The following is a 22,715-nucleotide window of genomic DNA, read 5'->3' on the forward strand; positions in this document are numbered from 1 at the left end:
GCAAAGGCCCGGGCCATGAGCGGCCCGACGGCACCGTTCAGCACGATCACCGTCGAGCGCCGCGACGTCGGCCCGCGCGACGTGCTGATCGACATCGCCTACGCCGGGGTCTGCCACACCGACGTCCACCACGCCCGCGCGGAGTTCGGGCACACCCGCTATCCGATCGTGCCCGGTCACGAGATCGCCGGCATCGTCCGCGAGGTGGGCGCGGAGGTCGCCGGGCTGACCGCCGGCGACCACGTGGGCGTCGGCTGCCTGGTCGACTCGTGCCGGGACTGCCCCGCCTGCCGCGCGGGGCAGGAGTCCTACTGCCGCCGCGGCAAGGTGCTGACCTACAACGGGGTGGGTCGTGACGGGGCGACCACGCTGGGCGGGTACAGCGAACTCGTGGTCGTCGACCAGCGGTTCGTCGCCCGCATCCCCGATGCCCTACCGCTGGACGCCGCGGCCCCCCTGCTCTGCGCGGGCATCACGATGTACCAGCCGCTGCAGCGCTGGGGCGCGGGCCCCGGCAGGCGGGTCGGCATCCTGGGGTTCGGCGGGCTCGGGCACATCGGCGTCCAGATCTCCCACGCGCTCGGCGCGCGCACGACGGTCCTGGAACTCACCGAGGACCGCCGCGCCGACGCCGAGCGCCTCGGGGCGGACGACTACCGGACGACCGGCGACCTGGGCGCGCTGCGGGACTCGTTCGACCTGATCGTGTCGACGGTCCCGACGAACTACGATCTGTCCTCCCACCTCGACCTGCTCGACCTGGACGGCACGTTCGTCAACCTCGGCGTGCCCGACGAGCCGCTGCGCGTCGACCCCTACACGCTGCTGACGAACCGGCGCGTGCTGGCCGGTTCGATGAGCGGCGGCATGCCGCAGACGCAGGAGATGCTCGACTTCTGCGCCGAGAACGGCATCAGGGCCGAGGTGGAGGTCGTCGCGGCGAAGGAGCTCGACCAGGTCTACGACCGCCTCAGTGCCGGCGACGTCCGGTACCGGTTCGTGCTCGACGTCGCGACCATCGCCGAGTCCTGAGCCGTACGCCGGTACGGCCACGTCGGAACGACTACGGCGTGGCCGTACCGCCTGGGTACCACGTCTCGTCGGGACGGCGCGGGTGGCGGTAGGCATGGGTCGGCCGGAACGGGTCCGCGTCATCGGACCAGTCGCGGCGCACCGCGGCCCAGCGTTCCATCAGATCGTCCTCATGGGCGTAGTCGAACCGGTCACCGAGCCGCTTCTCCTCCGGACCGCCGGGCACCGGCGGGTGTTCGAGCAGCCAGCCGACCGTCGCGCCGAGGGCGTCCGCCGCGGGGGTGGTGTCGGCGTAGCCCAGCTCCGCCCGGATGCGGGCGTTGCCGCGCAGCCGGTGGTCGGGCCCGTGGCGCCAGTACGGGTGGCACGGGGTCGCCAGCGGGTAGGGCATGTCGACCAGTTCCACGTCCACGCCGAGCCGGGCGGCGATGAACTCGATGCGCTGGCGCATCGTGAACACGTTGTCGTCGGCGACCACGAACTTGCGCCCGGACGCGGCCGCGCGGTGGTCCACCGCCAGCAGCACGGCATGCACCGCATGCTCGGTGTAGAGCCTGGTCTCCATGCGGATGGCCCCGTCGGCGACGACGATGCGGCGCCTGCCGTCGAGGATCCGCCGCACGATGCACCACTCGTGCGGCGCGATCTGCCGTGGGCCGTAGACCACGGGATAGGCCAGCAGGGTCGCCGCGAACGCGCCTGCCGCGTGGGCGTCGAACAGGGCCCGTTCCGCGGCGGCCATCCTGACCGCGAGCGTGCCGTGTGCGGGGTCCTGTTCCAGGTGCTCGCCCTCTTCGGGGGGCAGGGCGGGCCGACCCAGCGCTCCCCAGCGCGGATCGGCGGCATGCGCGAGGGAGCCGTGGGCACCCCCGACGGCAACCACCCGGTCGGTGCGGCCGGCGAGGACCTGCGCGGTGACCGCGAGCCGCCCGTACTGGGCCACCACGAGGTCGAACTCCGCCCGGCCCAGGCCGGCGCCGAGCGTTTCCGGCCAGTGCGGGTCGGTGTGGATGTGGCGGACCTCGGCGGGCAGCTCGACCTCGTGCTGGCCGCCGTGCAGGATCGTCACGTCGAAGCCGCGGTCGAGCAGTCCGCGCACCACTCCCGGCCCGGTCGGCCCGGTGCCACCGATGACAAGCGCGGAACGCGACACAGCCTCTCCTCGCACTCGGTTCTGGCCGGCGCCGCTTCGTAGGCGCTGCTTCGGCAGGGGTGTCGTGCCGCAGCCGTACCCGGCCTCGGTGCGCGCCGACGCGGCGCGCACCGAGGCCGGGATGTTCACCGGGAAGCGGCGGTCTCGGCGGCGAACTCCGCGGCGAGCGCGTGCTTGTCGATCTTCTCCGACCCGAGCACCGGCAGTTCCTCGGTCTGGAAGCGCCACCGGGTCGGGATCGCGAAGGACGCCAGGTCCGAGCGCAGGACCTCGATGACGTACTCCGCGAGATCCGGCCGGCCCGCGGTGGCCTCGTCGACCACCACGACCGCCGCGACCTCCTCCCCCAGGTCGACGTGCGGCAGGCCGACCACCGCCGCGTCGAGAACGCCGGGCACGCCGACCAGCGCGCGCTCGACCGACAGCGGCGCGATGTTCTCGCCCCCACGCAGAATGAGATCCTTGCTGCGACCGGTCACCCAGAGATAGCCGTCCTCGTCGAGGTAGCCCAGGTCACCGGTGTGCAGCCACCCCTCGGCGTCGATGGGGCCGGACGCCTCCCCGTAGTAGCCGAGCATCTGCGACGCGGCGCGGAGCAGGACCTCGCCGTCCCCGCCCGGCGTCCGGTCACCGAAGGAGATCTCGACGGTCGGTAGCGGCAGGCCGCAGCAGCCGGGCCGGTCACGGGTGTCGCGGCCGCTGGCCGCGGTGGCCTGCCCACCGTTCTCGGTGAGGCCGTAACCCGTGGCCACGCGGGCCTGGACGGACGGCAGCTCGTCGCGGATCCGCTGGTACAGACTGGGGTGGGCGGGGGCGCCGCCCAGTGTCAGTGACCGCAGGCTGTGCAGGTCGACCGGCCGCTGTGCCTGGGCGTCGAGCAGCCGGCTGACCATGGTGGGGACCGCGCTCCAGCGGGTGACACCATGCGCGGAGATGAGGTCCATCGCCGCATCTGCGTCGAACTTGCCTTCCGGGAACACCAGGGTCTCGCCGACCACGACCCCTCGCACGAGGGTCTGTACGCCGCCGATGTGGAACAGCGGCCCCGTGTGCAGGGCGACGCTGGGCGCCGCGCCCTCGAGTTCCTGCGGAAGCCGCTTGGTGATTCTCAGCAGTGAGTGCAGGCCGGAGATGATCGAGCGGTGCGAGAGCACGACCGCCTTGGGGAATCCGGTGCTGCCGGAGGTGAACAGAATCAGGGCGGGCTCGTTCTCGTCGTCGCTATCGGGACGCTCAGGCGGCGCACCGTCGACCGCGTCGGCCATCAGCCACGGCGCGACGGGACTCCCGGCTGGCACCTTGTGCTCCAGCCGGCGGTCGGCGAGCACGGCGACCGGTGTGAGCGCCGTGAAGGCGTGCTCCATCTCTCGGGTGCTCCACCAGGCGTTGACCAGGACCGGGACGGCCCCGAGCCACCAGGTGGCCCAGAGGTTCACCACCCAGTCCGGGCTGTTCCAGCCCAGCAGCGCGACCCGGTCCCCACGGCCCACCCCGTGCTGCCTCAGCTGGGCCGCCTTGTGACCGACCGCGGGCACGAGGTCGCCGAAGTCGAGCCGCACGTCGCCCTGCACGGCGTGGGCCCGGCCCGCCCAGCGGTCGGCATGGTCCAGCAGGGACTCCAGCCTCCGCGCCCGCGGCTCGTACATTCGGAACGGAACGCCGCCTACCTGTTCGACAGTGACATCGCGTCCCCACGATGGGATCGGGCCGCTCATCGCCGCTTCCTCTCTCCGCCGTCCACGCGGGCCATGCGGCCGACGGGGCTCGGCAATGGTCATCTGCCCGTCTGCTCGCGTATTCGGCTCGACGGACTTGTTCGCAAACAAACTCGGACTGCCGACAGGCGCTTGACGACCTGCAATCGCCCATGGCAGCGTGCGCTCAACGGAAGACCCGACGCTCGACCACCTGCGGGTCGTGGCTCGGGATCACCTCGCAGCCGAACCGCTCGATCCGCCGCACGCTCTCCTCGTAGGCCACGAGATCGGTGAAGAAGCCGGACGGGATGCGGTCGGCCTCCGCGTCGCCCGCCCAGTTCTCGTACAGATCGACGCAGTCACCCGCGAGCAGGTAGCGGTTCGTCTCAGCCTCGACCACGACCCCTTGCGAACCCGGCGTGTGACCGGGCAGGGCGACCACCGAGACCCCCGGCGCCAGGTCGGTGTCGCCGTCGATCGCGTCGATCCGGTCCTCGGCGCGTAGCCACGCCGGGATCAGGTCGGGCACGGCCTCGAACTGGCGCCGATGCCACTCGACCGGCCTCCGCGCGAAATCGATCTCGCGCCGCTGAAGGACGATTCGGGCATTGGGGAACAGGTGGTTGTTCGAGCAGTGGTCCCAGTGCAGGTGGGTGTTGACGACCAGGCCCACCTCATCGGGGTCGATGCCCAGCGCGCGCACCGCCGCGTCGGGCAGCTCCTCGGGCGTCTGCTCCATCCTGATCCGGTGGTGCTCCCAGGCGCGGCTCAGGTCGGCCCCGGTGTCGACGATCACCGGAGTGGCGCCACCCTGGATCACGAACATGATCAGCGGGATGTCCAGGGTCTCGCCCCAGCCCCGGAGGTAGGTGAGCGCGGCCTTCTGGAGGCCGAAGACGCGACCGACCGAGACAGCTGTGACTGTCAGCTTCACGATGTCACCCCCTGCTGCGCTGCGGGCGTCTCGATCATTTCGTTGCCGACGGTCTCCCGCAGAGCCAGTACGCACAGCAGGCTCACCACGCAGTAGGCGGCCAAAAACAGGCCGAACACGAATCCGCCGTGGTTTCCGATGATGCTGGCGGCGACGAGCGGAGGTACCGCGCCGCCGACAACGCCCGCGAGGCTGTAGGAGAGCCCGGCCGCGGTGTAGCGGTAGCGGGTGTGGAACAGCTCGGACAGGAACGACCCCGCGACGCCGAATCCGTGACCGGCGATCAGGAAGGTCACCGCCATCCCGACCCAGAAGGCGGTAAGTGTGCCCGTGTCCAGCAGCGGAAACAGGACCAGCGCCCAGGGGATGCCGACGGTGTTGGCGGCCAGCAGGACCCGCCGACGGCCGAACCGGTCACTCAGAATGCCGCCCGAGATGATTGCGCAACCATTCACAACATTGCCGACAATGCCGGCCGTCAGCACTTCGGGTCGACTCAGGCCCAGCGTGGCGGTGCCGTAGTGGGTCAGGTATGCGATCCCGATGTAGCCGAGCGAGAAGGCCGTCACCAACGCGCCCGCTCCGAGCAGGAGCTCCTTCCACTGGTTGACCACAGCCTCCTTGAACGGCAGCCCACGACCACTGCGCTGACGCTTCGCCTCGGCCTCGAACGCGGGGGTCTCCTCGATCTTCAGCCGCACGTAGAGACCGACGGCGATAAGCACGAAGCTGCCCAGGAACGGGAGGCGCCATCCCCAGGACGTGAAGGTCTCGTCGCTCATGTAGAGCGCCACGGCGAGGAACGTGGACAGGGCGAGGATGTTCGCGAGCGCGCCGCCGAGATTGGTGAACATGGACCAGAAGCCGCGACGGCCCTTCGGTGAATGCTCGGAGGTGAACAGCGTCGCACCCGCCCACTCGCCACCGGCGGCGATGCCCTGCGCGACGCGGAGCAGCACGAGCAGAATGGGTGCCGCGACCCCGATGCTCCCCGCCGTGGGCAGCGCGCCGATGAGCACGGTGGACACGCCCATCAGCGACATCGTGAAGATCAGAGTCCGCTTGCGCCCGAGCCGATCGCCGAAGTGCCCGAACAGGATTGACCCCAGTGGGCGGGCGACGAACGCGACGCCCTGGGTCGCGAACGAAACAACGGTACCGGAATGGCCACCAAGGGCCGGGAAGAACGCATCCGCGAAGACCAGCGCCGCCGCGGTGGCGTAAATACCGAAATCGTAGAACTCGACGACGGTTCCCATTAAGCTCGCCAGGGCGACCTTGCGCATCTTCTTCGGGTCCGACCCGTTATCGCTGGCGACAGACTGGTCGGAGGCTGGACCCCGCGCAGGTACATCTTGTAGCGTCATCAGGCAAACTCCACGAGTTGTCGGGCGACCCGGACGGGCCGGACATGATCTATTTATTCATTGCCTTCGGCAGGCTTTTTCCGGGGCTTCTATGGGTTGCGCACCCGCCACCTGGTGGATGCCCAGCAGGCGCTCCTTTCCCGATGGATGGCTCCTCGCCTCGCCCCACCTGCCATACAGACGGCCCAACCCGGTAGCCGGGGCTCCCATGGCTGTTCGTCACGGAGCGGGACAGGTGTCTCCGGCGTCTACACTGCCGACGCCTCGCCGGACCACGGGAGATCCGGACGATGACCGGCGTTCGGGAACTTCCCGACCGCGCACCGTCAGGTGCGCGGTCGGGGCCGCGGCACCACGATCCGCAGCCCACCCGTGTTCGTATATACGAACTAGCATCTCCAATCGGGAACTCTGGAGGGAAATTAGCCGTGGTCATCGCGGGCAGTCAATAGCCCCACGCGAGCCATCCGCGCGGACCGGGCCTGCCCGGACCGCGTTGACACCCACGCCACGCGATGGAAGTATCCGTAATGGCGACCCGACGTTCTGATTTAGGAACGAGCGAGGGGGTTGGTCGATGCCGTCCATCGAGGCCGCGGTCGGCCGCGCTCCGGTCACGGCGCACGGCGGCTCGTCCGGCACGCCCGCAGACCCCGGCTACGACCCGGCGGCCAGGGCGCAGCCGCCGGCCTCGTCCCCGCTGCGCGGGCCCGCGCAGGGACTCGTCGGCTCGGCCCGCCACCGCACCCACCGGGGGCGTCGTGTCCTCGGTCCATGCCCGCCGCGTCGCAACGGCCACCCAGGGCCGTGATGCCCCGGCAGGTCCGAGGCCCCGAGGACGCCCCCCACCCGGACCCTCCGCACGTACACAGATTGGGAGCAGATGACGACGACACACGAGGAAAAGACCGACGGCATCGCGAGAGAACTGGCGCTGGGCAAATTCACCGACGAGTTGCTGGAGGAAATGCGGGCGCTGATCGGGACGCAGCTGCGCACCGACGCCTGCGTCAACAACGAGTACGCGACCCGCCTCGCCATCCTGCGCTTCGCCGAGGGGATAGGTGACGACAACCCGCTGTGGACCGACGCCGACTATGCGGCGGGGACGCGGCACGGCGGCATCGTCGCTCCCCCCAGCTTCGTCTTCGCCTGCCTCGGCTCCGTCCAGGTGGGGTGGCGCGGCCTGGGCGGGTTCCATGCCGAGACGACCATGACCTTCGAACGGCCGATCCGACTCGACGACAAGATCACAGCCACCGTGGTGTTCGACGGGTTCGACGGGCCGACCGACAGCAACTTCGGCGGCCGCCGCATCAAGGACTACCTGCGCCAGGAGTACCGCAACCAGCACGGCGAGCTGGTCGCGACCTTCATCTGCTCCCGGATGCGCTTCGAGCGCGGCGAGATGCAGAAGCGGCGCGACTCCCGCAAGATCGAGCTGCCCCACCCGTGGACGGACAGCGAGCTCACCGCGATCGAGGCGGACGTCCTCGCCGAACGCCCCCGCGGCGCGGAGCCGCGCTACTGGGACGACGTTGCCGTCGGTGACGAGATCGACGTCATCACCAAGGGCCCGATCGGGCTGACCGACTTCATCGCCTACATCGCCGCGGGTGCCGCTCCCATTCCCCGGCTGTCCGCGCACGGGGTCGCGCTGCGGCGCTACCACAAGCACCCGAAATGGGCGTTCCGCGATCCGAACACACACGCCCTCGAACCGGTCTACTCGGTGCACTACAACGACTACGCGGCCCGCCTGCAGGGCGCCCAGATCGCCTACGACGTCGGCATCCAGCGCACCTGCTGGCAGATCCACTCCCTGACCAGCTGGATGGGCGACGACGGCACGCTCAAGGCCCTGCACGGCCAGTACCGCAGCCACGTGTACCTCTCGGACGTGGTGCGACTGGGTGGCCGCGTGGTGGCCAAGGAGATCGACGCCGACGGCGACCATGTCGTGCGCGTGGAGACCTGGGCGACCAACCAACGGGACACGAACGTCATGCCCGGATCCGCCGTCATCGCGCTCCCGAGCCGGAAGGAGGCACCGGCCGACCGGTGAGGCACACGCCGTCGTCGCGGGCCGGACACCGTGCCCGCCGACGGCGTGGGCCCGCTCGCCGCCGGACGCATCACCCGTTCAGCGAAGTCTGTATTCCTTGAGCAGGGCGCGGCTGATGATGCGCTTCTGCACCTCGGACGTCCCCTCGCCGATGAGCATGAACGGGGCCTCCCGGTAGAGACGCTCGATCTCGTACTCCTTGGAGTACCCGTAGCCGCCGTGGATCCGGAACGACTCGGTGGTCACCTCATGGCAGTACTCACTGGCCAGGTACTTCGCCATCCCGGCCTCGACGTCGTTACGCTGCCCGCTGTCCTTCTTACGCGCGGCGTTGACCATCATCAGATGACCCGCCTCGACCTTGGTCGCCATGTCCGCGAGCTTGAACGCGATCGCCTGATGATCGGCGATCTGATGGCCGAACGTCCGCCGCTGCTGAGCGTAGGCGATCGCCAACTCGAACGCCCGGATCATGATCCCGCAGGCACGGGCCGCGACGTTGACCCGCCCGACCTCCACCCCATCCATCATCTGGTAGAAACCACGACCCGCCCCCCCGGGGCCACCCAGGATCGAACTCGCCGGCACCCGATGACCATCCAGGATCATCTCCGTGGTCTCGACACCCTTGTACCCGAGCTTCTCCAGCTTCCCGGGAATCGTGATACCACCGTCGGTACCAAACCCCGGCTCCTTCTCCAACAGGAACGTCGTCATGTTCCGATAGACCGACTCCGCACCCTCATCCGTCTTCACCAACGTCGCGACCAGACCCGCACGGGCACCGTTGGTCAGCCACATCTTCTGCCCGGTGATCGTGTACTCGTCGCCGTCACGGCCAGCCCGGGTCGTGATCGCCGACACATCCGAACCACACCCCGGCTCACTCATCGAGAACGCCCCACGCAGCGCACCGGTCGCCATCCGCGGCAACAACCGCTCCCGCTGCTCGTCGGTACCGTGCTGCAACACCAGATACGCCACGATGAAATGAGTGTTGATCACCCCGGACACGCTCATCCACCCGCGGGCGATCTCCTCCACCACCAGCGCGTACGTCAACAACGACTCACCGAGACCGCCGTACTGCTCCGGGATCGTGATCCCGAACAGGCCCATCTCCTTCATCGCCTCGACGATCGCCTCGGGATACTCGTCCTTACGCTCAAGATCGCCCGCGTTCGGCAGGATCTCCTTGTCCACGAACGACCGCACCGCCGCGAGGATGTCGGACTGCACCTCGGTCAGCCCATCGGTCTGCGCGATCCTGCCCATAACGGCTCCTGTGTCCTTGAGGTCTCGACGGAGAAACAGCCAGACCGGGGTTCAGCCGGCCGGCGGCTCGAAGGCCGCGGTACGCGCCATACCCGCGGCACGCCCCTTGCCCGCGATCACCTCGGCCATCTTCCGGCTCGCCTCGTCGATCATCTCGTCCCCGAGCATCACCGCGCCCCGCAGCCCACCCTCGTCCGAGGTGTGCCAGGCATAGGCGTCCAGGATCAGCTCAGCGTGGTCGTAATCCTCCTGCCGGGGGGCGTACACCTCGTTCGCGGCATCGATCTGCCCCGGATGCAGCACCCACTTACCGTCATAACCCAACGCCGCGGACTTCTTCGCCACCCCACGGAACGCCTCCACATCCCGGATCTGCAGGAACGGCCCGTCGATCGCCTGCACCCCCCGCGCCCGCGCCGCCTCCAAAATCTTGAACAGCACATAGTGGAACGGGTCCCCCGGATAATCCGGGTTCAGCGCACCCACCACCAGCGACGGCATGTTCATCGACGCCATGAAATCCGCCGGACCAAAGATGATCGTCTCGATCCGCGGGCTGGCGAACGCGATCTCCTTCACGTTCGACAGACCCAGCGCGTTCTCGATCTGCGCCTCGATACCGATCCGCCCGACCTCGAAACCCATCACCTCCTCGATCTGCGTCAGCAACAGATCCAGCCACTGCACCTGCGCGGCGGTCTGCACCTTCGGCAGCATCACACAGTCCAGGTTCGCCCCCGCACCCTCGACCACCGTCACGACATCACGATAGGTCCACTTCGTCGTCAGGTCATTGACCCGCACAACCCGGGTCTTACCCGCCCAGTCACCCTCGTTCAACACCGACACGACGTTCCCCCGCGCCGACTCCTTCGCCCCCGGGGCAACCGAGTCCTCCAGATCACAGAAGATCTGGTCGGCAGGAAGACCCTGCGCCTTCCCCAACATCTTCACGTTCGAAGCCGGAACAGCCAGACACGACCGGCGAGCACGAGCGGACCGAGCATGAGCAGACACAAATACTCCCGATTCGACTGTAAACCAGTGGCGGTAACGAACCCGGTGATTCACAGCGCGCAGTCTCTGCGATCCCCCGACCGTCACCGGCAACCAGTCATCTACGATCAGAAATTTACCGGCCGGACGCTCGACCCTGCTTCCTACCGCCTCCGGGCGCTCGCCGCCGCCACGAGTCGACGTGCCCGAGAAGCAGATCTGCCAGTTGCTCTTCCCGGGGCAGCATTTCAGTACTGGGACCCACAAGGGTGACCTCGGCGACCGGCTCGCCCGACTGGCCCGACACGACCGTGGCGATGGCGAAGCGGGTACCTCCGTGCAACGTGTTCCGGGCGATCCGCGTTCTCCTGATGTCCTCGTACTCCACGAGAAACTGATCCACGAGCGCGGATTCGTCCGGATTCCGTCGGCGCAGGTATGCGTCCCGCTGGGCGGCGGGAAGCGCGGCGAGAATCGCCTTGCCGCCGGCCGTCCCCAGCATGGTACGGCGGATGTTGTTCCGCGCCGCGAAACCCGCCAGCCTGTCCGCGCCGAACTCGGACACGTAGATCAGGTGGTCTCCGGCCTGGACGCCCAGGAAGACCGTGACACCCGCCGCCCCATAAAGCGCGGCCACGTCGCCGTCGGTCACCATTCCGGCACGGAAGCTGCCGCTGGCGAGCGTCAGACCGTACAGCGCGGGGCCCAGGTAGAAACGGTGGTTGTCCTCATAGACCCACCCTGCGGCGAGAAGCCCTCGAACGAAGCCGTGCACAGAGCTTTTCGGAGCGTCCAGCGCCCGCACCAGCTCTACAAACGTCATTCCCGGGTTGTAAACGACTTCTTCCAGGATGCGAGTAACCCGGTCGATCGTCCGGTGGTTCTGCGGAGCACCGTCGAGCTTCGGGGACGGATGATCGGTCATGGCCATATTTAACCCCGACCTCGGCGCAACACCTGCTCAGGCTCCGGTGAAGGATGGTGCCCGCTTGCCGATTGAAGCCTGGACTCCCTCCCGGAAGTCGTCGGTCCCGAGCAGGACCGCCTGCGCGGCAGCCTCCTGGTCGAGAGCCGCCGACACCCGCGCCACGAGCTCACGCCGCAGGGTCGACCTGATCGACAGCAGGGACAGCGGCGCCGACAGGGCGACGTCATGGGCCCAGGCCAGCGCCTCCTCCCGCGGGTCGGCCGCCGTGACCCGGTCACACAGCCCCATCGCGAGCGCCTCAGCACCGTTAACCGAGCGACCTGTGTACAGCAGATCGCGCGCCTTCTGTGACCCGACAGCCGCCGGCAGGGTGACCGAGAGACCGAAGCCCTGGTGGAAGCCCAGCCGGGCGAAGTTCGCGCTGAACCGCGCGTTTTCGGCGGCAACCCGGAAGTCGGCGGCCAGGGCCAGCCCGAGACCACCACCGATCGCGGCGCCCTGTACGGCGGCGATAACGGGCTTGCGTGCGGTGAAGATGGCGAACGCCTCGCGGTAGACCCGACGCAGTCCGTCCGCGTCGACGTCGCGCAGATCAGCGCCCGCGCAGAAGTGCCGCCCCTCCGCGCACAGCACCACACAGCGCGCCTCGGGCATGGCGTCGACGCGCAGCAGGGCCTGAGCCAGCTCTCGGAGGCTGGCCTCGTCGAAGAAGTTGTTCGGCGGTCGGTGCATCTCCACCACCGCCACGCTTCCCTGAAGATCGACAGTGACCAGGCCCAGTGACATCCCGCGTACCTCCTCTGGTTCGGCGCCGCCCGGGACGACGACCGTCGCGTCCCGTGAGGTGCGGCCGGCCGCCGCCGTCGCCCCACATCCCCACGTTGACGTATTAACGAACATTCGTTCGTAAGTACGAAACAAGCTTACCTGGTTCCAGGCGTCGACAGAAGTCCCGGATCTTCCCGGGAGGCCCTCACCAGACGCGGTCAAGAAGCGCCTCGAGATCCTCCCGGGTCGCCGGGCGCGGGACACGGGTGATGGCCCAGTCGTCCATGGCGTGCTCGATGATCTCCGGCAGGGCCGCGCGATCAACCCCGACGTCGCGCAGGCGGCGTGGCACACCGACGGCCGCGAGCAGGTGCTCGACGGCGTCGATCGCCTCGGCCGCACCATCGTCAGGCCGGTGTCCGCCGCTGAGGACCTCCGCGACCTGGACGAGGCGCCGCTTCGTCACCTGGGTGTTGAAGCGCATCGTGGGCGGCAGGAGCATCGCCTCGACTGTCCCGTTCGCCACCGTGGAGCGCGGGCCGACCGCGTGCGAGAGCGCCTGAGCCAGGCCGGTGCCCGTGTGGTCGCTGCCCTGGCCCGCGAGGAGCGCGGCGAGCATGAGGCGCAGGCGCGGCTCCCCGTCCGAGGCGACGTCGAGGCGCGGCAGCCACTCCCTCGACAGGCGGAGCGCATACGCCAGCAGCGCGTCGGCGAGCGGATCGTCCGTGTCCGACTGCAGTCCGTCGACGGCCATGGCGAAGGCGTTCAGGGCAGATGACCGCACCAGCGGCACCGGCGCGGTGGCGGCGATCACGGGATCCATGAACACGCCGGCGGCGCGGGTCTTGGGGTCGAACAGGGCCAGCCGCTCCCCGGTCTCCGGGTCCCGCACCGCGCTTCCCGCCTTGGCGTAGGCCGTGGTCGGAGTACTCGGAATGATCCACTGGGGGATCTTCGGCGTGTCGAGCTTCGGGCTGACCAGCCGGCCGTCGACGCGGCGGGTGCAGACATCGCGAACGTCGGCCTTCTCCGCCAGCAGGATGCTGGCGGCGCGGCCGGTCACGATGGCGGACCCGCCACCCAGCGCCACCACGGCGTCGGCGCCGGTCGCCTCCAGGACCTCGCGCGCGTGCTCGACCGCGGGAAGCGGGCTGTGCTCGCGGACTCCGTCGAACCATCCGGCGAGCCGGTCGCCAAGCGCCGACTCGACCCTTGCCACCGCCTCGGTGTGACGGCGTATCGAGGCCCCGCAGAACACGACCGCCCGCCGGATCCCCGCGCGGTCGAACTCGCGAGGCAGCGCGGTGAGCGCGCCCTCGCCGGCGAAGACGCGGACGGACGGTGTCACGTGTCTTACGGACGGAAAGCTCATGGCGTCCTCCTGGGGCCGCGGCGACAACCCTGACAAGGCCTCTCGCTCCAGCCTAGCGCAGAGTTCGCATATATGAATATCTGTGCGCACATAGGATCGTCGGTGATGGGTGGACCGGGATGGTCAGGCACCCGTCAGCCGGCTCCGGCGCCTGACCAGGGTGCCGATGAGTGACGCGCTCAGGATGGCGGCGAACACCCGTACGAGCTGCATCGTGATGACCAGTCCGACCTCCGCGCCGGACTGGACCGCGACAGCCGTCACCGCCGGGAGACCGCCCGGGGTCATCGCCAGGTATCCAGCGAGGTCCGGAATTCCGACCGCCCGGGCGAACACGATTCCGATCACGGCGCAGCCCCCGACGCTCAGAACCAACTGCACCAGCACCAACGGGAACAGCCGTATCAACAGGCGGATCGTGGCCGCAGTGAAAGAAAACCCAACGGCAAGCCCGGTGATGGTGTAACCGAGATCGAGCAGCGGCTCCGGGACGGCAAGCGGGACGGAGACCACCAGCGCAACCGCCATCGAGAGCAGCATCGGGACGACCAACCGCGAGCCGCTGAAGGAAAGGACCTGCGCGAGGAGCAGGCCGACTCCCATGCACAGTGCCGTGAACACGAGGCTCTGCCACAGGACGGGTTCGACGGCAGCGGGCCCGCGATCGGCCGGCGAGAGACTCCCGGAGCGGTCGAGGATCGGCGCAACCAGCGACAGCGAAACCACGACAACCACCACGCGCGCGTACTGGACGGCCGAGACGATCGCGTCGTCGGCATCCAGCTCCTTGGCCATGGCCGACACGCCGGAGGCAGCGCCCGCCATCGAGGAGAAGACCGCCGTGGCCAGGTTGACCTTCGGCGACAAAACGAGAACCAGGCCCGTCGCCATCGAAAAGACCAGTGTGACGGCGACACCCCCGAGTACCTCAACGGGCTGGCTGGCTATCCGCCGGATCACATCGGAGTCGATCAGCGCGCCCGCGCTGACCCCGATCAGCGCCATGCCGAAATGCCGTGCCGGCTCAGGAAACCGCCATGGCGCTCCGAACGCGAGCGAGAACGCGGCACCGCCGATCAGGCCACCGAGAAGATACGGAGATGGCGAGTGGACCAGATGCATCAGTATCGTTGCGGCGACTAGGATGATTACGCCACATAAACCTCGTTTGCTCTCTGCGACCAGAGCATCTCTCTGCACTACATCACGCTGCCGATGGCGACGGATGACGCCTGCGCCGACGTGCGATTACCCACAGATAAGCGGAAGCAGAGATCAGGTCCGCCGGCGGACACAGAGTCAGGAGCCGGGCTTCTCGTCCACGGTTCGACAGTCACAACAATGACCATGACGTCCTTAAACACACGCTCTTACTCGTATGTTCTTATATGCGAACACTTGTACGTATGTAAGTACCATAGCGAGGGACCCTGCCGTGGTCAACGCATCAGGGCAAGTGATCTGCCAGCTCGCCCGGGGGCAATCGGTCGATGTCGGTTGACTCGACCAGACGCCACTGACCCGACCGGTAGCCCCGGTCGGGTCAGTGGCGTCTGCGTGCTGATGACGATGACGAAGCCCTCGTGACCTGGACGGATATCCGTCGGTCCGGATGGGCGGCGGTACGGCCTAGGCGTCGACGGCGGTGGCGAGGCTGGTCTTCTCCCACTCCGTCAGCTCAGCGAGCTGGCCCTCCAGCGTGTCACGGAAGAGCCGCACGGCGTCCTGGCCGAGCACGAGCAGCGCGGGGGGCGACGCCGACTCGACGGCGGCGATGATCGCCTCGGCGGCCTTCGCCGGGTCGCCCGGCTCGGTGCCGTGCGTCATGTCGTGCTCCTTGCGGCGACGCCCGGCCGTGTCAACGTAGTCGGCGATCGGCGTCGCGGCCTGCTGGAGAGAGCGGCCCGCGAAGTCGGTCCGGAAGGCACCGGGCTCGACGACGATCGCGTGGATGCCGAGCGGCCCGAGCTCTCTGCGCAGCGAGCCCGTCAGGCCCTCGAGCGCCGCCTTGGTCGCCGAGTAGTAGCCCGATCCCGGCGGGCAGATGCGCGCGCCGATCGACGAGATGTTGACGATCGCGCCACGCCGTCGCGCGCGCATGCCCGGGAGCACACCTTTGGCCATCGACACCGCGCCGAAGAAATTGGTGGCGAACAGCCGGCGGACGTCGTCCTCGTCGCCCTCCTCGACCGCCGCCCGATACCCGTAGCCGGCGTTGTTGACGAGCACGTCGACACCACCGAACCGCTGTTCGGCCTGCTGGACGGCGCGCGTGACCTGCGCACCATCGGTGACGTCGAGCGCGAGCGCGAGCGCGCGGCCGGGGTACGCCTCGGCGAGGTCGGCCACGTGGGCGACGTCCCGGGCTGTGGCGGCCACGTTGTGGCCATGATCGAGCAGGGCCTGCGCGAGCGCGCGGCCCAGGCCCGTGGAACAGCCGGTGATCAACCAGGTCTGCATCGGCATCAGCTCCTTGTGCGTCGAGGACGGAATCTGGTCACAGGCTCAGTACCCCGACTCGGAGCCGTAGTAGGTCGGCCTGCGCGGCGTGTAGCTCTCCTCCAGAGCGGTGACCTCGTCCTTACCGAGATTGATGTCGAGCGCGGCCACGGCGTCGGCGAGATGGTGCGACTTGGTCGCTCCGACGATCGGGGCGGTCACGACAGGGTTGCGCAGCACCCACGCCATCGCCACCTGCGCCATCGAGGTCCCCCGTGCCTCGGCGATGCGCTGGACCGCGTCGACCGTCCCGCGGTCGCTGTCGAGGAACAGCGGGGTGCCGGACGCGTCGGCCGTCGGGTTCAGCGCGCCGCGGGTCGTGCTCGCGTCACCCCACGGCCGGGTCACCAGGCCGGCAGCGAGCGGCGACCATGGCAGGCTGCCGACGCCCTGGTCCGACAGCAGCGGGAACATCTCGCGCTCTTCCTCGCGGGCGACGAGGTTGTACTGGTCCTGCATGGAGATGAACTTCGTCCAGCCGTGCAGCTGCGCGGTGTACTGCAGCTTGGAGAACTGCCAGGCCCACATCGAGGAAGCGCCCAGGTAGCGCACCTTGCCCGATTTCACGGCGTCGTGGAGGGCCTCCATCGTCTCCTCGACGGGGGTGTGCGGGTCGAATCGGTGGATCTGGTAAAGGTCGATCCAATCGGTGCCGAGCCGTCGCAGCGACGCGTCGAGCTGCTCGAAGACGGCGCGGCGCGAAAGGCCCCGGCCGCCGGGGCCGGAGCCCATCGGCGCGAACAGCTTCGTCGCGATCACGACCTGGTCGCGGCTCGTGTACCGCTTCACAGCTTCACCGGTGATCTCCTCGGACGTCCCCCGACTGTAGGTGTTGGCGGTATCCCAAAGCGTGATGCCGAGGTCGACGGCCTGCTGAAAGATCGGCTTGGCGGCGTCGGCGTCCAGCGCCCAGTCGCGACCCGTGCCGGGCCTGCCGAAACTCATGCAGCCGAGCGCGATACGGCTGACCTTCAGCCCGGAGGTTCCGAGGTTGGCGTATTCCATGGTGGGTCCTTCGACAGGATTGACGACAAGGCCAGGTCGCCGGAGGAGCGATGTCGACTTCACGCGGGCGGCGGGGAGGGTGACATGTTCTCCGGCCGTGCTGTTACGCCAGTCCGTCGCCGTCAGTGCGACGGCTCGGCCAGGTCTTTCGACTTCGACGTCGGCGGGATCGTCGTTCCCGCCGGGGGGCCGCCTGGCCGGGATTGACGCTGGTCGCCGGTCCAGCTGGCCAGGAAGCCGAGTTGCTGTTGGGCCGCGGCGTGGCTGGCGGTGTAGGTGATGAGGGTGAGCGCGTCCGCGGGTAGTTCCATGGCGTCGCCGGTCAGTTCGATGTCGCCGATGACCGGGTGACGTAGTCGTTTCACGGCTGTGCGGTGGAGGCGGACGTTGTGGCGGGCCCAGCGGATGCGGAACTCGTCGCTGCGGGTCGCCAGTTCCCCGATGAGGTCGGAGAGCTGACGGTCAAGCGGGCTGCGGCCGGCTTCACCGCGCAGGCCCTCGGCGGCGGCGTCGGCGACAGTAGGCCAGTCGATGAAGAAGTCGGTGGCCCGGGGGTCGAGGAACAGGAACCGCGCGAAGTTCACCGGGAGGGTCCGCGGAGTGAGGATGTCGACGTAAAGGGCAAAGCAGAGGTCGTTGGCGGCGAGGATGTCCATGCGCGCGTTGCGTACGTAGGCCGGCGCGCCGGTGATGGCGTCCAGGACGCGGCGGATGCTGGGCCGCACCCGGGCATGCTGGCTTCCCCGTGCCGGTCGTGCGGGGCCTGTGGCGGTCCTGGCGAGGTCGAACAGGTAGGCGCGCTCGGCCTCGTCGAGGTGTAGCGCCCGGGCCAGGGAGTCCAGCACGGTTTCGGACACGCCGGCGAGATTTCCGCGCTCAAGGCGGGTGTAGTACTCCACGCTCACGCCGGCGAGGTGGGCGACCTCACCGCGGCGGAGGCCGGGAACCCGACGGGTGTCACCGAAAGTGGCCAGTCCGGCCTGTTCGGGGCTGATCCGGGCGCGCCGGCCGACGAGAAAGTCGCGAACCTCGGCGCGGTTGTCCATGGGCCCGACGGTACGGCGACGCCCACCGGTGGTGGGAGGTACTGCCGGGACCCCTCACGACCGGGACTCCCAGCCGCGTCCGGCGGGTGGTTTCGATCGGCTGACCCGGGCAGTTCCGCGTCGGACGCCGCTCGGGCGCTGACCCGCGGCATCGTCCATCCGCAACGTTAGGGAGCCTCATGGAGCACGGGTGGGCCGCGGCGCCGGGCCTGGGCCTGTCGAGCACGGGCGGGGCTCAGTACACGGAACGGCACGGCTCGCGCAGCCTCGCGCCGAGCACCGGCCGATGAGGACAAACATTGGTAGCCAGAGGCCGGCCGTGCTCGGGCGCCGGTCGCTCCTGCGCCGCTCGCTCCTGCGTGGCGCGCTCGGCGCAGGAGCGACGGTGCTGGCCGGTGTCCCCGTCAGTGGATGTTCCGCGCCCTCGCCACCTCGGCCAGCGTCCTCGCCCTCGGCACGGCCCGCGACGCCGGCCCTGGCGGAGCAGTCCGTTCTGCTGGCCTACTTCTCCCGGGCGGGCGAGAACTATTACTACGGCGGGCGTAATCACCTTGACGTCGGAAACACCGAGGCGCTGGCTGGCATAATCAGCACGCGGGTCCGGTGCGACGTTCACCGCATCGAGCCGGCCGACCCATACCCGGACGACTACGAGCAGACTGTCGGGCGAAATGTCCGTGAACAGAACACCGACGCACGCCCGGCCATCGCCAACCCTCTGCGCTCGATCGAGCGGTACGACATGATTCTGCTGGGAAGCCCGATCTGGAATGTCAGAGCGCCGATGATCATGTCGACGTTCACGGAGAGCCTGGACTTCAGCGGCAAGACCGTTCTTCCGGTCACGACCTACGCCATGAGTGGACTGGGAACCACAGAACTCGACTACGCCGCCTCATGTCCCGGCGCAACCATCGGGGCGGGCCTCGCGGTACGCGGCGAAGAAGTCACGCAAGCCGGCGCCGACGTCGACGCATGGCTGCGGCGTGTCAACCTCCTGTGATTTTCGATCCGAGTTCTGGGGCCTCACAGGATGAAGTGGGGTAATCAGGCTTCAGGGATCGCTTTACTGAAGGTCGCAAGAGTGATGTCGCTGGGCTCCGGGCCGCCGCGTCGGCCGGTGTCGAGGCCATCGATCACGGCGAGCTGCTTGTCCGTCAGCTCGAAGTCGAACACGTCGAAGTTCTCCGCGATCCGCTCCGGTCGCGTCGACTTCGGGATCGCCGACCGGCCCTGCTGCAGGTGCCAGCGCAGCATCACCTGCGCCGGCGTCCTGCCGTGCGCTTGCGCGATCTCACCGATCGCCGGGTCCCGCAGGGTGCTGCCGTGGCTGCCGGCACGGTAGAACGTGATTCCACCGATCGGTGACCATGCCTGGGTGAGGATGCCGTGCTTGGTGTCGATCGCCTGCACCTCGCGCTGGGTGAAGTAGGGGTGCACCTCGATCTGGTTCACCGCGGGGACGACACTCGCCCGCTCCAGCAGGGCGGTGAGATGCTCGACCATGAAGTTGCTGACCCCGATCGCGCGGACCTTCCCGTCGGCGAGCAGCGCCTCCAGGGCGCGGTAGGCCTCCAGGGTCCTGTCGAACTCCGACGGCAGCGCCTGATGCAGGATGAGCAGGTCGATCTGGTCGACGCCGAGCTTGCGCGCGCTCTTCTCGAAGCCGTGCAGGGTCTGGTCGTAGCCGTAGTCGCTGATCCAGATCTTGGTCTCCAGAAAGACGTCGGTCCGGTCGACACCGGACTTGAGGACGGCCTCGCCGACCTGCCGCTCGTTGCCGTAGGCCGCCGCGGTGTCGATGTGCCGGTAACCGGCCGACAGCGCCGTTTCAACAGCCGACCGGGTCTCCTCCGGCGGGGTCTGGAAGACACCGAGACCGAGCGCGGGCATCTCGACCCCGTTGTTCAGCGTTATGTGCGTCCTGGTGGACATGGGGCGTTCCTCTTCCCGTCGAAAATCGGAGACGATGATCTGAGCGTGCTCAGCGGTGCAGGACCCGACGGTAACTGAAGGCTCAGCGCTTCGGGCCCCACCTCACCACACGCAGTTCCTTGGAGACTCACACCCTCCCCCAGATCATCCGAGTTAAATCACGATCAACCGGCCACAGGGAGTCCCTGTCGTTACCCCTTTCAGCAGGGACTCCTCGTGCGATCGTGACCCGGGTTTCCTGAGGCGATGACCGCGTCGCCGGAGAGATGCCGACTCGGTCAGCAAGGAGCCGACGGCGGCGAGTCTCGTCCCGAGGAAACGGAAGGTTCCGCGCGTGCGGGCCGTCATCCGGTCTGGGCGTACAGGACACCCGGGTCGGTGCTGAGCGCCGCCTTGGCCTCGGCACTGTCCCGGTCGGCGAGGATCTCGAACCGCCCGGCCTCCAGGCCGTCCAACGCCGCACGTACGACATCGGCCGGATCGTTCTTCGGGATGTCCCAGCCGGCCATCATGTCGGTGTCTGTGCTGCTCAGGACCAGACCCGTGACGAGGGTGCCCTGCTCGCGCAGCTCCAGGCGGATTCCGTTGGTCAGGCTCCACTCCGCGGCCTTGGCCGCGCTGTAGGCGTTGGCCCCGAGATAGGACAGCCAGGACAGCCTGGAAAGGACGTTGAGGACCGCGCCGCCGCCGTTGCCGGCGAGCACCGGGGCGAACGCGCGCACCATCGCGAGGGTTCCGTAGAAGTGGGTGTCCATCTCAAGACGGATCTTCGTCAGATCGCCGGTGACGAGATTCTGCGCGGTGGACACGCCGGCGTTGTTGACCAGCAGCGTGACGTCGGATGCCGCGGCGGCGGCCGCGGCGACCGAGTCCGGGTCGGTGATGTCGAGCGGCAGCGTCTCGACACCGGGGAGGTCGGCCGACCGGGGGTTGCGCGCCGTGGCGTAGACCTTCGACGCCCCCCGGTCGTGGAGCTGTTCGACGAAGTGGCGGCCGATGCCGCGGTTCGCGCCGGTGACGAGGGCGATGCTTCCAGAGAGGTTCATGGATGAACCGTAGGGCGCGGCCATGAGCGCGTGGATGCCTGAGATGCTCATTCTGATATCCGTCTGCCTCACCACATGAGGCCTCCCGGTACGCTGCGTCCGTGGATGTCCTCGCCGACGTGCTGGCGGTCTCGGGGGTTCGCGGCACCCTCGGGGCGAGGATCGAGGCCGGGGAGAACTGGGGCTGGTGGGCGGCGGCCTCGCGCGGCGCCGCCTTCCACGCGGTCACCGCGGGAACAGCCTGGCTGGCGAGCCCGGGCCAGTCCGCGCGCCAGCTCATGCCCGGTGACGTCGTTCTCCTGCCGAGCGGCACCGAACACGTCCTGGCGAGCGACACCGACACTCTGGCTCGAACCGGTGCGCACGCCTTCGACAGCTGGGAGTGGGCCGACTCCGGCGCGGTGAGGATCGGCTCCGGCCCGGTCCGCACCCACATCCTGTGCGCGCACTACTCGCATGACCCTGCCGTCACGACCCAGGTCCTCACCCTGCTTCCCGACCTGGTCCACATCCGTGCGGACAACGCCGGGGGGTGCCTCGATGACACCGTTCGGCTGCTCGGGCGTGAACTCGCCCATCCGCGGCTCGGGACAGCCGTCGTCCTGGACAGGCTCGTCGACATCCTCCTCATCCAGCTGCTGCGGGTGTGGCTTGCGACCGGCCAGGCCCGGCCCGCGGCCTCCTGGCTGGGCGTCCTCGACGATCCGGTTGTCGGCGCCGCGGTCGCGAAGCTCCATGAGGATCCCGCGCGTGCCTGGACCACCGAGGCCCTGGCCGGTGAGATCTCCGTGTCCCGCGCCACGCTGTCGCGGCGGTTCCCCGCGGTAGTCGGCGAGACGCCCGGGGCCTACCTCACCCGCTGGCGGATGGACCTCGCGGCCCGCCGGCTGCGGGACACCGACGACACGCTGGAAAGCATCGCCAGGTCGGTCGGGTACACCTCGGTCTACGCCTTCAACCGCGCCTTCACCCGCGCCCGCTCGCAGCCACCGGGCCGGTACCGCGTCAGCGCACGGGACTCCGCCCGCGACTCCTGACCCGCCGGCCCATGAGCCACCCAAGAGTGCTCCACAAGCCCGATGTGATGCTCCCATCCGGAAGCCATCCGGTCATGATTAGCCGATTTCGGCGGATGCGACAGGCCCATCCGTGCGATTACGCGATACGGTATGCAATACATCGCGGATACACGGTCCGCACGTATGAACGGGGAATGCTCATGGCGCAGAAGACCATCGTTTCGCTGATCGACGACCTCAGCGGAGAGACGGCCGAGGAGACCGTCCGGTTCGGGCTGGACGGCGCACACTACGAGATCGACCTGTCAGAGACGAACGCCACAAAACTGCGGGAGTCACTGGCCTCGTTCGTTACGGCGGCCCGCCGTTCCGGTGGCCGCGCCGGCAGCGGACGGCGCGGCCCGCGCGCCGCCTCGCCGCGTTCCGCGGGAACCGACCGCACCGCCGACATCCGCGAGTGGGCGCGCAGCAACGGCTACACGGTGAGCGACCGGGGTCGTATCGCGTCGAACATCGTCGAGGCTTTCGACAAGGCTCACTGAGCACCAGTCCGGGGTGACCGTCGTGCCGTGCTACCT

The 22,715-nt window shown here is 68.7% G+C and carries 21 protein-coding genes; 6 read left to right on the forward strand and 15 right to left on the reverse strand.

Annotation, left to right across the window (positions count from 1 at the left end):
- The first annotated feature begins 15 nt into the window (after positions 1-15).
- The gene (locus FRANEAN1_RS22025) at positions 16-1,032 is read left to right on the forward strand and encodes an NAD(P)-dependent alcohol dehydrogenase (protein WP_085950170.1); all 1,017 of its coding nucleotides are present in this window, start codon (positions 16-18) and stop codon (positions 1,030-1,032) included.
- Between the two features lie 31 nt (positions 1,033-1,063).
- On the opposite strand, the gene FRANEAN1_RS22030 is transcribed toward FRANEAN1_RS22025, so the two are convergent.
- From FRANEAN1_RS22030 to FRANEAN1_RS22045, 4 genes are all read right to left on the reverse strand, one after another.
- Positions 1,064-2,185 carry an NAD-dependent epimerase gene (locus FRANEAN1_RS22030; protein ID WP_020462028.1) on the reverse strand — a complete coding sequence of 374 codons (1,122 nt, stop codon included), beginning with the start codon at positions 2,183-2,185 and terminating at the stop codon, positions 1,064-1,066.
- Positions 2,186-2,310: 125 nt separating this feature from the next.
- A complete protein-coding gene (locus FRANEAN1_RS22035; RefSeq protein WP_020462029.1) occupies positions 2,311-3,900 on the reverse strand; it encodes a class I adenylate-forming enzyme family protein in 1,590 nt (529 codons plus the stop codon).
- 166 nt (positions 3,901-4,066) lie between these two features.
- Complete coding sequence (locus FRANEAN1_RS22040; RefSeq protein ID WP_020462030.1) at positions 4,067-4,816, reverse strand: N-acyl homoserine lactonase family protein; 750 nt, start codon at positions 4,814-4,816, stop codon at positions 4,067-4,069.
- Positions 4,813-6,102 carry an MFS transporter gene (locus FRANEAN1_RS22045; RefSeq protein ID WP_049795726.1) on the reverse strand — a complete coding sequence of 430 codons (1,290 nt, stop codon included), beginning with the start codon at positions 6,100-6,102 and terminating at the stop codon, positions 4,813-4,815. The genes FRANEAN1_RS22040 and FRANEAN1_RS22045 overlap by 4 nt, the downstream gene beginning before the upstream one ends.
- A 658-nt stretch (positions 6,103-6,760) precedes the next feature.
- Between FRANEAN1_RS22045 and FRANEAN1_RS41425 the strand changes: the two genes are divergently transcribed.
- Complete coding sequence (locus FRANEAN1_RS41425) at positions 6,761-6,994, forward strand: hypothetical protein (RefSeq protein ID WP_157472751.1); 234 nt, start codon at positions 6,761-6,763, stop codon at positions 6,992-6,994.
- A gap of 72 nt (positions 6,995-7,066) precedes the next feature.
- On the forward strand, positions 7,067-8,248 hold the full coding sequence (locus FRANEAN1_RS22050) for a MaoC family dehydratase N-terminal domain-containing protein (RefSeq protein WP_020462032.1): 1,182 nt from the start codon (positions 7,067-7,069) through the stop codon (positions 8,246-8,248).
- Between the two features lie 78 nt (positions 8,249-8,326).
- Here FRANEAN1_RS22050 and FRANEAN1_RS22055 read toward each other — a convergent pair whose 3' ends face one another.
- The 9 genes from FRANEAN1_RS22055 to FRANEAN1_RS22095 all read right to left on the reverse strand — a co-directional run bounded on the left by FRANEAN1_RS22055 (position 8,327) and on the right by FRANEAN1_RS22095 (position 18,137).
- Positions 8,327-9,523, reverse strand: coding sequence for an acyl-CoA dehydrogenase family protein (locus FRANEAN1_RS22055; RefSeq protein ID WP_020462033.1), 1,197 nt, complete (start codon positions 9,521-9,523; stop codon positions 8,327-8,329).
- A gap of 51 nt (positions 9,524-9,574) precedes the next feature.
- A complete protein-coding gene (locus tag FRANEAN1_RS22060; RefSeq protein WP_347177247.1) occupies positions 9,575-10,498 on the reverse strand; it encodes a CoA ester lyase in 924 nt (307 codons plus the stop codon).
- A 157-nt stretch (positions 10,499-10,655) separates the two neighbouring features.
- A complete protein-coding gene (locus FRANEAN1_RS22065; RefSeq protein ID WP_157472752.1) occupies positions 10,656-11,444 on the reverse strand; it encodes a helix-turn-helix domain-containing protein in 789 nt (262 codons plus the stop codon).
- Between the two features lie 36 nt (positions 11,445-11,480).
- On the reverse strand, positions 11,481-12,233 hold the full coding sequence (locus tag FRANEAN1_RS22070) for an enoyl-CoA hydratase/isomerase family protein (protein ID WP_020462036.1): 753 nt from the start codon (positions 12,231-12,233) through the stop codon (positions 11,481-11,483).
- 187 nt (positions 12,234-12,420) lie between these two features.
- Complete coding sequence (locus FRANEAN1_RS22075; RefSeq protein WP_020462037.1) at positions 12,421-13,587, reverse strand: iron-containing alcohol dehydrogenase family protein; 1,167 nt, start codon at positions 13,585-13,587, stop codon at positions 12,421-12,423.
- A 123-nt stretch (positions 13,588-13,710) separates the two neighbouring features.
- On the reverse strand, positions 13,711-14,787 hold the full coding sequence (locus tag FRANEAN1_RS22080; protein WP_020462038.1) for an AbrB family transcriptional regulator: 1,077 nt from the start codon (positions 14,785-14,787) through the stop codon (positions 13,711-13,713).
- A 429-nt stretch (positions 14,788-15,216) separates the two neighbouring features.
- A complete protein-coding gene (locus FRANEAN1_RS22085; protein WP_020462039.1) occupies positions 15,217-16,047 on the reverse strand; it encodes an oxidoreductase in 831 nt (276 codons plus the stop codon).
- Between the two features lie 45 nt (positions 16,048-16,092).
- On the reverse strand, positions 16,093-17,091 hold the full coding sequence (locus tag FRANEAN1_RS22090; RefSeq protein ID WP_020462040.1) for an aldo/keto reductase: 999 nt from the start codon (positions 17,089-17,091) through the stop codon (positions 16,093-16,095).
- Between the two features lie 122 nt (positions 17,092-17,213).
- The gene (locus tag FRANEAN1_RS22095) at positions 17,214-18,137 is read right to left on the reverse strand and encodes a helix-turn-helix transcriptional regulator (RefSeq protein ID WP_020462041.1); all 924 of its coding nucleotides are present in this window, start codon (positions 18,135-18,137) and stop codon (positions 17,214-17,216) included.
- A 286-nt stretch (positions 18,138-18,423) separates the two neighbouring features.
- Between FRANEAN1_RS22095 and FRANEAN1_RS22100 the strand changes: the two genes are divergently transcribed.
- Positions 18,424-19,140: a flavodoxin gene (locus tag FRANEAN1_RS22100; protein ID WP_083788309.1), complete on the forward strand. Its 717-nt coding sequence runs from the start codon at positions 18,424-18,426 to the stop codon at positions 19,138-19,140.
- A 44-nt stretch (positions 19,141-19,184) separates the two neighbouring features.
- Here FRANEAN1_RS22100 and FRANEAN1_RS22105 read toward each other — a convergent pair whose 3' ends face one another.
- Positions 19,185-20,072 (reverse strand): aldo/keto reductase, encoded by an 888-nt coding sequence (locus FRANEAN1_RS22105; RefSeq protein WP_020462043.1) that lies wholly within the window; start codon positions 20,070-20,072, stop codon positions 19,185-19,187.
- A 344-nt stretch (positions 20,073-20,416) separates the two neighbouring features.
- Complete coding sequence (locus tag FRANEAN1_RS22110) at positions 20,417-21,118, reverse strand: SDR family oxidoreductase (RefSeq protein WP_041256333.1); 702 nt, start codon at positions 21,116-21,118, stop codon at positions 20,417-20,419.
- 101 nt (positions 21,119-21,219) lie between these two features.
- On the opposite strand from FRANEAN1_RS22110, the gene FRANEAN1_RS22115 reads away from it, so the two are divergent.
- Positions 21,220-22,155: an AraC family transcriptional regulator gene (locus tag FRANEAN1_RS22115; protein WP_020462045.1), complete on the forward strand. Its 936-nt coding sequence runs from the start codon at positions 21,220-21,222 to the stop codon at positions 22,153-22,155.
- A 182-nt stretch (positions 22,156-22,337) separates the two neighbouring features.
- Positions 22,338-22,679: an Lsr2 family protein gene (locus tag FRANEAN1_RS22120; protein ID WP_020462046.1), complete on the forward strand. Its 342-nt coding sequence runs from the start codon at positions 22,338-22,340 to the stop codon at positions 22,677-22,679.
- Positions 22,680-22,715 lie beyond the last annotated feature (36 nt).

This window comes from Parafrankia sp. EAN1pec (assembly GCF_000018005.1).
Lineage (GTDB): Bacteria > Actinomycetota > Actinomycetes > Frankiales > Frankiaceae > Parafrankia > Parafrankia soli.

What these genes read in the sequence shown, in the direction of transcription:
- FRANEAN1_RS41425 (WP_157472751.1), top strand. Translation starts at nt 6,761, where the DNA reads ATGCCGTCCATCGAGGCCGCGGTCGGCCGCGCTCCGGTCACGGCGCAC.
- FRANEAN1_RS22110 (WP_041256333.1), bottom strand. Translation starts at nt 21,118, where the DNA reads ATGAACCTCTCTGGAAGCATCGCCCTCGTCACCGGCGCGAACCGCGGC.
- FRANEAN1_RS22075 (WP_020462037.1), bottom strand. Translation starts at nt 13,587, where the DNA reads ATGAGCTTTCCGTCCGTAAGACACGTGACACCGTCCGTCCGCGTCTTC.
- FRANEAN1_RS22045 (WP_049795726.1), bottom strand. Translation starts at nt 6,102, where the DNA reads ATGCGCAAGGTCGCCCTGGCGAGCTTAATGGGAACCGTCGTCGAGTTC.
- FRANEAN1_RS22100 (WP_083788309.1), top strand. Translation starts at nt 18,424, where the DNA reads ATGAGGACAAACATTGGTAGCCAGAGGCCGGCCGTGCTCGGGCGCCGG.
- FRANEAN1_RS22025 (WP_085950170.1), top strand. Translation starts at nt 16, where the DNA reads ATGAGCGGCCCGACGGCACCGTTCAGCACGATCACCGTCGAGCGCCGC.
- FRANEAN1_RS22050 (WP_020462032.1), top strand. Translation starts at nt 7,067, where the DNA reads ATGACGACGACACACGAGGAAAAGACCGACGGCATCGCGAGAGAACTG.
- FRANEAN1_RS22095 (WP_020462041.1), bottom strand. Translation starts at nt 18,137, where the DNA reads ATGGACAACCGCGCCGAGGTTCGCGACTTTCTCGTCGGCCGGCGCGCC.
- FRANEAN1_RS22085 (WP_020462039.1), bottom strand. Translation starts at nt 16,047, where the DNA reads ATGCAGACCTGGTTGATCACCGGCTGTTCCACGGGCCTGGGCCGCGCG.
- FRANEAN1_RS22070 (WP_020462036.1), bottom strand. Translation starts at nt 12,233, where the DNA reads ATGTCACTGGGCCTGGTCACTGTCGATCTTCAGGGAAGCGTGGCGGTG.
- FRANEAN1_RS22035 (WP_020462029.1), bottom strand. Translation starts at nt 3,900, where the DNA reads ATGAGCGGCCCGATCCCATCGTGGGGACGCGATGTCACTGTCGAACAG.
- FRANEAN1_RS22105 (WP_020462043.1), bottom strand. Translation starts at nt 20,072, where the DNA reads ATGTCCACCAGGACGCACATAACGCTGAACAACGGGGTCGAGATGCCC.
- FRANEAN1_RS22090 (WP_020462040.1), bottom strand. Translation starts at nt 17,091, where the DNA reads ATGGAATACGCCAACCTCGGAACCTCCGGGCTGAAGGTCAGCCGTATC.
- FRANEAN1_RS22065 (WP_157472752.1), bottom strand. Translation starts at nt 11,444, where the DNA reads ATGACCGATCATCCGTCCCCGAAGCTCGACGGTGCTCCGCAGAACCAC.
- FRANEAN1_RS22120 (WP_020462046.1), top strand. Translation starts at nt 22,338, where the DNA reads ATGGCGCAGAAGACCATCGTTTCGCTGATCGACGACCTCAGCGGAGAG.
- FRANEAN1_RS22055 (WP_020462033.1), bottom strand. Translation starts at nt 9,523, where the DNA reads ATGGGCAGGATCGCGCAGACCGATGGGCTGACCGAGGTGCAGTCCGAC.